At 36.0% G+C, this 13478-nt stretch carries 9 protein-coding genes and 1 tRNA gene; 1 reads left to right on the forward strand and 9 read right to left on the reverse strand.

Annotated features, from left to right (window positions below):
• Positions 1–13 precede the first annotated feature (13 nt).
• The 6 genes from H7350_RS04025 to H7350_RS04050 form a co-directional block, all read right to left on the reverse strand.
• Complete coding sequence (locus tag H7350_RS04025) at positions 14–1405, reverse strand: RtcB family protein (protein WP_420825358.1); 1392 nt, start codon at positions 1403–1405, stop codon at positions 14–16.
• 355 nt (positions 1406–1760) lie between these two features.
• Positions 1761–2861 (reverse strand): slipin family protein, encoded by a 1101-nt coding sequence (locus H7350_RS04030; RefSeq protein ID WP_204344579.1) that lies wholly within the window; start codon positions 2859–2861, stop codon positions 1761–1763.
• An 874-nt stretch (positions 2862–3735) separates the two neighbouring features.
• Positions 3736–3808, reverse strand: a tRNA-Pro gene (locus tag H7350_RS04035).
• Positions 3809–3964: 156 nt separating this feature from the next.
• Positions 3965–4279 carry a hypothetical protein gene (locus H7350_RS04040; RefSeq protein WP_204344580.1) on the reverse strand — a complete coding sequence of 105 codons (315 nt, stop codon included), beginning with the start codon at positions 4277–4279 and terminating at the stop codon, positions 3965–3967.
• A gap of 4 nt (positions 4280–4283) precedes the next feature.
• Positions 4284–4847 (reverse strand): metallophosphoesterase family protein, encoded by a 564-nt coding sequence (locus H7350_RS04045; protein ID WP_204344581.1) that lies wholly within the window; start codon positions 4845–4847, stop codon positions 4284–4286.
• Positions 4848–4891: 44 nt separating this feature from the next.
• The gene (locus H7350_RS04050; RefSeq protein WP_204344582.1) at positions 4892–5440 is read right to left on the reverse strand and encodes a tetratricopeptide repeat protein; all 549 of its coding nucleotides are present in this window, start codon (positions 5438–5440) and stop codon (positions 4892–4894) included.
• 581 nt (positions 5441–6021) lie between these two features.
• Here H7350_RS04050 and H7350_RS04055 point away from each other — a divergent pair.
• Positions 6022–7743 (forward strand): WYL domain-containing protein, encoded by a 1722-nt coding sequence (locus H7350_RS04055; RefSeq protein ID WP_204344583.1) that lies wholly within the window; start codon positions 6022–6024, stop codon positions 7741–7743.
• Here the strand turns inward: H7350_RS04055 and H7350_RS04060 are convergent.
• From H7350_RS04060 to H7350_RS04070, 3 genes are all read right to left on the reverse strand, one after another.
• Positions 7738–8649, reverse strand: coding sequence for an ABC transporter ATP-binding protein (locus tag H7350_RS04060; protein ID WP_204344584.1), 912 nt, complete (start codon positions 8647–8649; stop codon positions 7738–7740). The two genes, H7350_RS04055 and H7350_RS04060, sit on opposite strands and share 6 nt — an antisense overlap.
• A 69-nt stretch (positions 8650–8718) precedes the next feature.
• Complete coding sequence (locus tag H7350_RS04065) at positions 8719–10887, reverse strand: prolyl oligopeptidase family serine peptidase (protein WP_204344585.1); 2169 nt, start codon at positions 10885–10887, stop codon at positions 8719–8721.
• A gap of 91 nt (positions 10888–10978) precedes the next feature.
• On the reverse strand, positions 10979–13441 hold the full coding sequence (locus tag H7350_RS04070; RefSeq protein WP_204344586.1) for an FG-GAP-like repeat-containing protein: 2463 nt from the start codon (positions 13439–13441) through the stop codon (positions 10979–10981).
• Between the last annotated feature and the right edge of the window lie 37 nt (positions 13442–13478).

The raw sequence follows: 13478 nt of genomic DNA on the forward strand, positions 1-13478 counted from the left end.
TTTCTAAGACCTATTATTTACGCTTCTTATCTTGGCGTCTTTTGTTTTTCCAAGGTGCATTTTTCTGCCAGTCGCCTGCCATGATACAGCCATAAGGCATGACTTCGTCAATAACAGTACCCAAACCGTAGTCGTCCATTTGTTGTCTTACAGCATTCGCATTTTTGTAGGCGCTAGGCAACTCGGTAATATCGATTTCTTTTGAGAAAAACCGAACATCCAAACCTCGCGTTTCTTCTTTAAAGATTTGCATGATGGTTCCTGTTTTACTTTTCCGGTGTTGTGTTCTGCTCACATTACGACCAGCACCATGAGGCGCAAATCCTAAATTGGTCTTGGTGGTCGCACCTTCAACAATCAAAACAGGCTCGCTCATATTTAACGGAATCAATCTCGGGCCCGTAATATCTGGCATAAACTTCGCATCTAAAGGTGTGGCACCTTTGGCATGGTAAAACAAATCGCCATCCTTGAATACAAAATTATGTTCGTTCCAGTATCGGTTTTCGATATCAATATCCAGTGTTTCGGCAACCGAATTATGCAAAACTTCGTGATTCGCTTTGGTCCATTGTCTAATTACCTGCAAGGCCTCCCAATAGGATTGTCCTTCATCAGTTTCAAATGGAATCCAGGCGTTTTGCTTTTTAGTTTCAGGTGATAATTCTTTTCTGAAACGTTCGGCAATTTTCATCCCTTTGGTATACAATCGCGCTCCCGGACCTCTAGATCCATGATGAGTGACCAGCATGGTATTTCCGGTTTTTTTTGAGGTTCCAACAAATAAGAAATGGTTACCATCACCTTGTGTTCCCAAGTGTGATCTCGCAATCTGAATCATTTGTCCGTCATTCAATAAATAGTTCGCTTCAAAAGCCTCTAATAGTTCCTTTGGAAATCGAAACTGTGCATTTCTATCGCGTCCACCAGGACCAAAATGGGTATTGGCATGAGCTGCATCTAAAATTGCTTTTGGGTCTGCTTTACCAAAATCGGTAAGCATGACCGAACAGCAAATATCGGCACTATGCATGCCTGGATGAATGGCATTTTTGGCCACCGCAACACCACCAACAGGAATGGTTCCGTCTGGACCTGCAGGACAAGCATCTGGCATAATAGCACCATCCACTAAGGTTGGTGTTTTCATTAAGGTTTGCATGGAGTTGATGACTTTAGAAACGTTATCTTCTTCCAGTTCGTTTTCTGCTTTTATATTGATAGAAAAATCAACAGGCTTTGCATGCAAGGCTATGGGATCTGGTGACTTGAATTGCTCAAGGTATGTTTCCATTGCGGCGCCTTTCAAACCATTCTCATTAATATGAGCGATGGCTTCTTTCATCCATTTACCTTGTTTAAAGCCTAAAGCGATAATGTCTTTTCCTGTAATTTTTGTTTCCATATTCATTTCCCACGAAAGTGGGAATCTTTTTAAATTAATATTCTATTTTTAATGAGATTCTTCGCTTTCGCTCTGAATGACATATTTATTATACTACAAAGATGATACTGTGTTACGCAATGTTTTTGCGTAGTTAATTTTTTTCTTAATTATTTTGATGAGATTCTGAAATTGAAGATTCATGAATACCTTAATTGGAAATAAATATTTATGAATAAATAAATTCAGAATGACGTTGATATTTACTGATCTCGCGTTAGCGATTGCAACGGCATCCTTTTGCTTTTTTGCAAAAGATATAGTGGAAAGCGCGACCCTCTGAAGCTTTTCAGCGAAAGAGGGTAACGCCATAACACTAATTATTCACCGAGAAAATGTCTTTTAATTGCTCGATCACGTTGCCCTTACCAGCAACCGTAATTTCACCAATTTTTTCGGCAATTTTCTCAACGTATTCCATCTCTTTTAATTTAAACAACATCGTGTTGTCTTCCATTAATTTAGCGGTATTTAACAAGCTACGTGTTGACGCTGTTTCTTCACGACGTGTCACCACATTGGCTTGTGCTTTTTTGTGAGCAATTAATACCTGATTCATAATATCTTTCATGTCTCCTGGTAAAATCACGTCACGCATACCTGTATGCAATACGTTTACACCCAAAACATTAGCTTGTGCTTTTACATCGTTAAAAACGGCTTGAGCAATGGTTTCTTTTTGCTCTAACAATTCGTCTAATGTGTAGGCTCCAACAAATGCTCGCAATGCCAATTGTAAGGTAATGTACAATTGCTTTTCGTAATCTTTATTGCGCATTAAAGCGATTTCAATATCGGTGACTTTATATTGCGCGTAAAAATTAATACGAACGGTTGCTTTGTCTTTAGTCAATAATTCCTGACCTGCAACTTCTAATTGCAACTGACGCATATCTGCTTTAAGGATTTTAATGGTTTGATCGTTTTTCCAGAAATGGTAGGTACCATGCTCAAGGGTTTTAACGAAGGTATCATTAACAATCATAATGGCTTTTTCGTAAGCCGCTACTTCAAATACACGAATGTATTGACGCAATTGCATATGGCTAAATAATGTTTTGCTGATGTCTTCTGTGATGTCAATTTTGCTCAAATCGGCAGTCACAAATTTATAATCGACCAAGCTATTCCAAAACGCATAACGACCAGCGGTTAATACACGCTTAAAGTTATTGTTTTCGTATACCAAAACGATTTCATCATCTTTAACATCGATAATGGTCAACATGTTGGCCAAAGCTTGATCTTTAAGTAAGATTTCTAATGCTTTTGGCGCATTGAATGCTTGTGTCAAATCGTAGGTTACGACTTGTTCGCTAAATCGAATCCAATGCTTTCCAGCAGTAATAACACGTGTGTAATTACCATTTTTAAACACCAAACCTACCATACCTGCATAAATTCTTACTCTTTGCATGATTTCTAATTTTTTGTTCTGTAGTTTCTTTTTTCACTTCAGAACGGTTAAACATTTATAATAGAGTTCCGCCTAGCGGAATGACTATTCAAAAGATCCCGCTTTTCAGCGGGATTAGTTCAACTTACGTTTTCTGAAAAGTCTAAAAAGACTTGTTCATAAATCGAGTTTCACCAACAAAGCGAAAGAAAACCATCTTTCAAACGACGGAAATACAACCGATTACAAGTGTTTTACGTGTTGTTTTGCAGACGATTAATTAGTTTGGACTTGACTAATTTTCAAATCCTTACCAAAAAATGAATCTTTAAAAGAACAACTAAAACGGCTTTTAATACCTATGTATCTCAAGGTGTTTTCTGGATTGCTTTGTCAATAAATTGCCAAAGCCAGTTTTAATTCACTTTGTTTTTGTCATTTAAAGTGTGACGCACTTGGTGACCTGTTTTTAAAAGCTGGTCTTCTTTTCTAAAGATGGATTTTAAGCCCATTTTAAACTGTAACCTAAATACAGCGCGTCTACCATTCCGCCACAAGATCGTCTAATCTTGGTAGGATTCGAACCTACACTTGTCTATTGCTTGACCGCTAAGCTATCCCAAATTTTCGGGAACAGGATTCGAACCTGTGTACATAGATGGAGGTTATTATTTGGCTAACAACCGAAGCCTTCAAGTCAAGTTGCATATAAAAACCTGATACTAAACAGTAAGGATTTATACATTGGTGCTATACAGAAACACCTAACAAGACCTGCTTGATATTATCTCCTGCAAAAGCAGGTCATTCAGTCTGAGAAGCAGGATATAACTTCGTTTTTCCTGCAATGCCTCAGCTTGAATCAAATTCAAATACATTTGATTTGATTACTTTGTCTGAGAAGCAGGACTCGAACCTGCAACCTCTCGCATCCAAAGCGAGTAAACAGCCAATCGTTATCTTCTCAGATTTTTTTAAAAGAACTTTTATTAAGCTCTGCCAGTTCCCTCGACTGGCAGAGCACTACTACCAAAGTCTAACGTATAAGACTTCTTTATGATTACACTGCAAATATTTAACCCTATTGCGCAATCTTTTTGCGTAGTAATAAAAATTTTGAAAATTTATTGAGATGCATACATTTTGTCTCTCCTGTCTATTTCGCCTAAGGGGCTTCCTTTGAAGGTTAAAATGTTTACAAATCCATTCTCTTCAACGATTAAAGAATCTTGTTCTTTAACAGCACCTATCGTTTTGTTTCCATAATCTCCAGTGAGTTTATTGGTTGCTGGATCAACGTCTCCCCAAAGTTTATCTGGTTTACCGTTGTCTATGGGTTCAACAAAATAGGTAATACCTGTTATTTTTGAACTCACAATAAATCGTCCTGTTTGATCGGTTCCGGTTAGGAATCGTTTCATTAATTCTTGTCGTTTCATCATCTTAATTTTTAAATGGTGGTTCCCATGTTTTTAAACTCATTATATGTTTGACTTCCTCGTAGCTTATCGGATAGAAATCGTGACAATCGACACCAACGTCAAAGCTGTTCATTGTTGGGTCATCCTGTAGCGTACCATGTGAATGACCGTACAAATGCCATGTACCTCTAAAGCTTGATCGCCAAACGCGCATTGCATAATGCAAAAGGATGATTTTTTGTTTGCCATTAGGCGCATCTGCATCATTGACATTGAGCTCGAAATAATCTTTAATCCATTCAAATCGGTTAGGATTTGCTAAGGCAGCACCTTCGTGATTGCCTCTTATAAGAAAGATTTTTCCGTTTAGTTGTTCAAGAATGTCTCGCATTCGTTCTGCTTTACAGAGTCCGAAATCACCCAAATGATAGACCTTGTCGTGTTTGTTGACGCGACTGTTCCAGCGTTTGATGAGTTCTTGGTCCATCTCTTCTACACTACCAAATGGACGGTTGGTGAATTTTATAATATTCTCATGACCAAAATGATGGTCTGAAGTGAAGTATATGTTTCTTGTTTTATTCATGTTTTCTAATTGTTTTTACTGAAATTCTCATAAGATTTTCAGGTTTATTTTTTCTTCTTTTTTGACTTCTCTTTTTTCGTTTTTTTCTTTTTGGAAGTCTTCTTTTTCTTTGGTTTTATTTTGTCTTTAACTCTGTTGATTTCAGAATCCACAAACGTTATAAAACTGTTGTTATAAACAAACAACTTCGCTTTTTTAAAAGTTTTTAGTGCTTTTTTATACGCTTCCTGACATTCAAAAAGTTGCGCTTGTAAAACTAAAAGCTCGCCTTTGCCAACAGCTTTCACATTATGAGCAAAGTCTATTAATTTTTGCGCTTCGTCGAAATCGTGATTCCAGATTAAAACCAAGATGTACATTGGGTACACTTTAATAAAATCCATTTTATTTGCCAGTGCTTCGGCAAAATAGGATTTGGCTTTTTCATAATCTCCAAACTGTTCTGCTTGTAAGCGTCCCATGAGGTATAAGGCGTAGGCATTATGACTCTCGTATGACAAGGCGTAGTTTAGATTTTCTACGGTTTCTTCTAAATCGTATGGATAAGCATCTATGGCTTTTAACACGTAGTTGTTTAACAAATTCGTGTCCATTATGTTATGTTTTAATAATTCTTTTTTGCGATATATATCGCTTGAGCCCAGTTACTGAGCTTTGTGTTCTAACTGTTTTGGAGGAGGTTTAACCGAATGGTTAACGATTGAAAACAAAAAATCCGAAACAGTTTTAATTAGCTTCGGATTTTTCATATATAAATTTGAAAAGTTTATCTAACGATAGTCGCGAAGCATCACAAAAGGCGGTATTCCTTTTAGACTGTTTTGATATGTTACAAATAAACTCATAGTTTCTAATTTTTAATTCAACTTCTGTTTGTTGTGTTTTGGTTGAAATGCGTTGCAAAGATTTAGATTAATTTTTTAATTTTCAAAATTTATTTTTGGTTTCACTCAAAAATTGAGCACATAATACGAAGTATTATATTTTTTTAAAAAAAGCAAATAATTTTTGTTTTAATGTCAAATTCTTGTCTAAATGATAAGAATTTAGATGCTCCAAAGGCTTTTTTAGCGCTCCCATGATTTTAGCATTTAGGGTAAGGATTAAGACTAGTTGCGCAATCGTTTTGCGCACTAAAAATTTTCAATTAAATTGAAGTCTAAAATCTTATAAAATGGCCGTTAATAAAAATGCATTAATTCGCTATAAAACCATTGACAAATGTCTTCAGAATCATTTCAGGCAATGGACACTCAATGATTTAATTGAGGCTGTTTCTGATGCGCTTTATGAATATGAAGCTAAGGATGTTGATGTGAGTAAACGAACGGTTCAATTAGATCTTCAAATGATGCGAAGTGATAAGTTAGGATATAATGCACCCATTGAGGTTTATGATCGAAAGTATTACAGATATGCCGATGAGGATTATAGTATTACTAATAGTCCGATTTCCAATCAAGATTTAAGCAAATTATCAGAAGCGGTTTCATTTTTAAAACAGTTTCAGGGGTTTTCTCATTTTTCAGAGTTAGGAAGTATGGTTCAAAAACTGGAAGATCATGTTTACACTCAAAAAACCCACGAAAAGTCTTTAATAGATTTTGAAAAAAATGATAATTTAAAAGGCTTAGTATTTTTAGATCAATTGTATCAATTTATTCTGAAAAAACAAGCGATAGAAATGACCTATAAATCGTTTAAAGCGCGTCAAGAAAGTACGTTTGTTTTTCACCCTTACTTGCTTAAAGAGTTTAGAAATCGATGGTTTGTTATTGGAAAACGAAAGTCTAATGAAGGAATCATGAATTTAGCTCTAGACCGTATCATTGCTGTCAAAAAGAGTGATAAACCCTTTATTGCTGATAATGATTTCGATTCTGAAGCCTACTACAAAAACGCTATTGGTGTTTCTGTGAGTCCGTCACTAAAACCCGAAACTGTTGTACTTTATGTCCATCACAAACAAGCGCCATACATTTTAACTAAACCTTTTCATCATACTCAAAAAGAAATAGCTAGAGATAATTATGGTGTGACGATTGCTTTGGAAGTTCAGTTAAATTTTGAACTTGAAAAAGAAATTTTAGGCTTGGGAGAAGGGATTAAAGTAGTGGCGCCAGAACGTTTAAAGCGAGCAATTAAAGAGCGGTTGTATGATGCTGTTGATGTATATGAAACCGAAATTAACGATAAAAATTTACGTACAATATCCAAACGATTAGAGTACAAAGGTTTTGGGATTTTAAATCACGTCTATACCAAGCGCGATATTAGAAAATTAAAGGCAAAATTAGAGGCCTATATCAAGCATCATAATGAACAAGCTTTTGGCATGCGCGAAGTCCTTTTGAAAATGCCAGAACTAAAGGATATCCTGTTTAATAAAAATTTCAAAAAACTTATTAAGACCATAAATAAAGAGGCGTTTTTAACCAAAGCCATTTATTTTGATAAATCTCCTCAAGACAATTGGTATGTGAGCTGGCATCAGGATGTGCCCATTAATGTTTTGGAAAAGATAGAAACCAAAGGCTTTACATCGTGGACCAACAAAAAGGGTGTGATTGGTGTGCGTCCTCCTGAAGACATTTCAAAAAATACGTTTGCCATGCGTATTCATTTAGATGACACAACGGTTAAAAATGGCGCTTTAAAAGTGATTCCAGGGTCTCATCAAAAACGTTTAACAGACGAAGAAATTAAGTTGATTACGACCAATTCAATACCTTTTGTAAGTGAATTGGGAGCAGGTGGAGTTCAGTTATTAAAACCTTTATTATTACATGCCTCTTCAGCATCTAAAGTACAACGACGCCGACGGGTTTTACACTTAGAATTTTCTTCAATAGAATTGCCAAACGGTTTGCAATATGCCGAACGCGAAGATTTATAATTCTATTTTAAGGTAGATATTTTGGTTTTTTTGAAGTAGAATAAGGCTCTCAAAAAACACCTTTTCGCCATTTAAATCTGCTTCAACTAAATAAAAATTCCCTTTAAAATAACTTGTAATAATAGTTGCTTTTAAGTCTGAAGCTTCAACAACTTTCAGTTGATGCGCATAAACAATTTGGTTGTCAATTACATTAAATTCGTCAAAAAAGGAAGCAATTAAAGGCGTTTTTGGAGTTTTATATAAAGCCTCTGGTCTATCGTAGGCTTCGATTTGATTGTTGTTTAAAACGATGATGTTATCAGCAAATCCGAGGACATCATTTTTATCATGAGTAGCCACAATACACGTTATATTTTTTGATTTCAGATATTTAAAAACATTACGTCTTAGTGATTGTTTTTTAAAGTTATCAATATGACTAAAAGGCTCATCTAGTAAGATGATTTCAGGTTGTTTTGCCAATGCTCTTGCTAGTGCCACACGTTGTTTTTGTCCGCCAGAAAGCGTCTTCACTTTAGTTTTAGAAAAAGCTGTAAGCTCTACGACTTCTAGGAGTTCTGCAGTGCGTTCTTTTTTTTCCTTTGGAAAGAAGTTAGAGAGAAACTTTCCGATATTTTCTTCGACAGAAGTGAAGGGCATTAAATCAAATTCTTGGGCGACGTATTTCATAAAATCATAACCAATAACGAGATTGTGTTTTGGTCCTAAAATTTCGGTGTCTTTCCAATAGATATTTCCGAAGTTAACATCGTATTCGCCGTACAGCACTTTTAAAAGTGTGCTTTTTCCAGAACCACTTTCACCAATTACAGCTAAGTGTTCCCCTTGCTGAACTTTAAAAGACAGGTCTTTTAAAACAGGAGTTTTAGCATATGAAAATGTAAGGTGTTTTACGTTGAGCATGATGGTGTAAAAATACTATAAAAAAAGCCGCTCTACTGTAGAGCGACTTTTAAAAAGTTATATAAAAGATTAGCCTTTTACCTGTTCTTTTGTTTTGCTAGGCAAGACTTCAAATCCCATGTTATATAGGGTGAATCCAAAAATATCGGCATACTGTTCGATGGTTTTAGAAACTGGTGTTCCTGCGCCATGACCAGCATCGGTTTCAATACGAATAAGCGTTGGATTATTACCAGATTGTTTGTCTTGCAATTCGGCTGCAAACTTAAAACTGTGAGCAGGTACAACACGGTCGTCGTGATCACCAGTCGTCACCATAGTCGCTGGATATTCAACACCTTCCTTAACATTATGAACTGGCGAATATCCTTTAAGGTATTCGAACATTTCTTTGTTGTCGTCGGCAGTTCCGTAGTCATAAGCCCATCCAGCTCCAGCAGTAAATGTGTGGTAGCGTAGCATATCAAGAACACCAACTGCAGGTAAGGCCACTTTCATTAAGTCTGGACGTTGCGTCATTGTTGCTCCAACTAATAAACCACCGTTTGAACCACCTCTAATGGCCAGATAATCACTAGATGTATAGTTGTTTTCGATAAGATATTCGGCAGCAGCTATAAAATCGTCAAATACATTTTGCTTTTGCAATTGTGTTCCTGCTTTGTGCCATGCTTTACCGTATTCTCCACCACCACGAAGATTAGGAACGGCATAAATGCCGCCTTGCTCCATCCAAACGGCATTAGCAATACTAAATGATGGCGTTAAACTGACATTAAAGCCACCATAGCCGTAAAGAATTGTTGGGTTTTTTCCATTGAGCTTTAAACCTTTTTTATGTGTTATAATCATTGGAACTTTGGTTCCGTCTTTCGAATTGTAGAATACTTGTCTGCTTTCGTAATCACCAGGATTGAAATCGATATCAGGTTTACGATATAATTCTGAAGTGCCTTTTTCAATATCATATAAATAAATACTTCCAGGCGTTACGTAGTTAGTAAAAGAATAGTATAACTCTTTATCTTCTTTTTTAGCACCAAATCCATTAGCACTTCCAACACCAGGTAATTTGACTTCTCTTACAAGTTTACCATCATAATCGTATTGTAAAACTTTTGAAACCGCATCTACCATATATTCGGCAAAAAAGTAGCCACCACCAGTAGATGGGCTTAGTACGTTTTGCGTTTCAGGAATAAAATCAACCCAGTTTTCTGGAGTAGGGTTTGAAGCGTCAACAGTCACAATTTTCTTATTTGGAGCATTGAGATTTGTGACCAAATAAATTTTGCTACCTACGTTTTCAATAGGATACGTGTCACTATCGGTATGATCTAAAATTGTTACTAAAGGACTATTAGGTTTTGAAAGATCTTTTAAAAATAATTTATTACCTGAAGTTGATACACTAGCAGAAATAAAAAGGTACTTATCATCTTCAGAGACCGAACCACCAATATAACGATGTTTTTCGGAAGCTTTTCCTCCAAAAATCACGGGATCATCTTTTTGAGATGTTCCTAATTTGTGATAGTAGACTTTATGTTGATCGGTTTTAGCAGACAGTTCGCTTCCTTTAGGTTTGTCGTAACTTGAATAGTAAAAACCTTCATTTTTATACCAGGACATCCCACTAAATTTGATATCAACCAGAGTGTCTTCAATAATTTTTTTGCTTTCGGTATCCATAATCAGGATTTTTCGCCAGTCGCTACCACCTTCAGAAATAGCATAAGCTAATGTTTTTCCGTCTTTAGAAAAACTTGTACCTCCAAGTGAAATGGTACCATCTTCTTTAAATGTATTTGGGTCTAAAAAAACAGTTGCTGTATTTGGGTCTTCTCCTGTTTTGTAACGGTAAATGACATATTGGTTTTGTAAACCGTTATTTTTATAGAAATAGGTGTAGTCACCTTCTTTAAATGGCGCGCCTACTTTTTCGTAGTTCCAAAGTTTGGATAAGCGTTCTTTGAGTTCTTCACGATAAGGAATGTTGTCTAGATATCCAAAGGTGGCTTGGTTTTGAGACTTTACCCAGTTTTCGGTGTCTTTGCTTCTGTCATCTTCTAACCAGCGATAGGGATCTTTTACATCTGTACCAAAATAATTGGTAACAGTATCGACTTTTTTTGTTTCAGGATAGTTAATCACAATATCTGATTTTTGTTCTTTTACATCTTCCTTACATGCGCTGAAAGCTATTATGGTAATTAGTATTAAGGAAATTTTCTTCATAGTGTTATAGGTCTAGATTACTGGTTCAAAAATAAAGAAAAAAGCCTCTACAACTTAATGTAAAGGCTTTTTTAAGATATCATTAAGAGTTTTATTGCTTAATAAATTTTTGATTTTTTACAGTGCCATCAGACATAATACTTAAAATATAATTTCCAGCACTTAATTGAGAGACATCAATAGTTTTAGAAGCGTTTAATGAATTTGTCATCACACGTCTGCCACTAAGATCATATACGCTGTAGAAAGCGTTTTGTAACTCTAAACCAGTATTAATAGTAAGGATGTCTTTAGCAGGATTTGGAGATAATTCTAAATCTGACGCAAGAGCTTCGTTATCGCCAACACCTAAAGTATCACAAGAAATTCCACTTCCTTCAACAGCAACAAATGATTGGTTAATAGGAGGGTTTAAGAACGTTTCACAATTAGAGTTTGGACCAGGCCAATAAATTATGATATGTGATACAGTTGTATCTGTTCCGATTCCGAAGTGTGTATTTAAAGTACTCATGAACTCAAAACCTTCACCGCTTCTTACGTCTCTTACTTGAACACCACTTTCAGTATATATTTCTACTCGAGCTCCAATCCCGTCAATATTACTTGCGGTTCCTACAGTATTTATTTTAATCCAATTATTTGGAGTTGTAGCGTTCATATAGATAACGTCATTATAATAGGTGTCAATAAAACCGTCATTGTTTAAATCACCAAATGAACCATTTTTGTAGTTGATTTGTGTGTCATCTAAATCTTCAAACGTCATATCGCCTTTACCATACATAATCATACCGTTACAAGCAATGTCTAAATAACCATCGTTATCAAAATCGTAACTTACATTTTCATGACCCGTTGGAGCAGAACTTACGTTTGAAGCTGCTGTAACATCGACAAAGACACCACCACCATCATTTCTATGTAATTTATGAGCTCCAGAACTTGCACCGACGAATAAGTCCATATCACCATCATTGTCGTAATCTCCCCAAGATGATGACCAAGTTTGCATTGGGTCATCTAATCCTAAAGAAGCTGCATTTTCAGTGTACGTACCATCACCATTATTAGTGAGCATGTTATTTCTTCTTCTATCTGTTTCTCCACCACATTTGGCGATAAACATATCTATATCTCTATCGTTATCATAGTCAATCCATATGGAACCGTAGTTTCCTCCAGACGAATAATCCCCTAGATTTACTGGCGCACCAGCAGTAACATTAGATTGATAGAATGTTAAATCATAATTATTAGATTGTCCTTTATTGATATAATAAACGTTAGGAGCGACATCATGACACACAAAAGCGTCAAGATTACCATCGTCATCAATATCTACAAAATTTGAGCGTTGTGAAAACACATATTGAGAGCCAGAAATTTCCTGAAATCCATTACCAGTACCATCAGATCTCATAAATGTTACTCCAGAACCACTTCCATAAAGTAAATCGGTGTAACCATCTCGGTTAAAATCTGCTGCAGCCATACTCCAACTAGGAAGATAATCAGCTGAAGGTGTAGGAATATTAACTTCATTAAAGCCTCCAGAATTTAATTGATAATGGATATTAACATTATTGGTAGATGCTGATACAATATCATCTAAATGATCACCATTCATATCTACCACAGTTAAATCATAACCTCCAATTGGATACGGTTGCTGTATAAAGTTAACTCTTGCAGGTGTTAATGTTGTAAAGCTTTGTGGGCCAATCCAATTGCTGTAATCGCTTCCGCCACAGTAACCCCTTACATATACCTCATAACTTGTTCCGTTAGTTAAGCCTGTTAGAGGATACGGGTTGTTTGAACTCGTTGTTGTTCCTGAACCAGATGGTATACCAGAACCAGGGCTTTGTACAACAATTTCCCAGCTAGATTCAGAACTTCCAGCTTGCCAATATACATTAGCAGCATCTACACCTATATTTGCAACCGAAAGATTTGTAATATTTGGGCATGCAGGAGGTAGCTGAGAGCTAATGGTTGGCGATTGGAAACAAAACCCCCATCCCCAGAAACCACCAACAGTAGAATCATCATAAGAAATTCTATATTGAAAGTTTGATAGCTGATTGGCAGAAAATGCTGAAATATCTAAGACATCAGATACGTAGCTTGTGTAGTCAGCAGAACAAAAATTATTTGTTGCACTGCTCGAACCGTCAATATCATTTCCCCAGTCTTCCCAAGAATTTGAATCGGCATCCCAATATTGTAATTTCAGTATTTCTCCAATATCATGAAACACATAGCTTGAACTTACTGTAATCCAATATTCACCAGCATTATGAGCTGCAGTCAAATTAATTGCAGGAGACTCTGCGGCAATGTTATCTTGGTTGCCACTACTAGCGTCGTCGTCGTCGTAAGCGAAACGATCATCAGTAGTGGTTGGATTAGCTTCTAATACATTAGAATCTGTTAAATAAGTACCAGTAAGTGTCCAACTATTATCAGGCCAGTTGGCAGGCTGGTTAAGGGTTTGGGAAAAACTAAAAAACACACTTAACATAAAAAGTGTTAGAGTAATTTTTTTCATATTTGGATAATTAATTAAAAAGTTAATAAAAATAGCA

The sequence above is a fragment of the Psychroserpens algicola genome (genome assembly GCF_014526325.1).
Taxonomy (GTDB): Bacteria; Bacteroidota; Bacteroidia; order Flavobacteriales; family Flavobacteriaceae; genus Psychroserpens; species Psychroserpens algicola.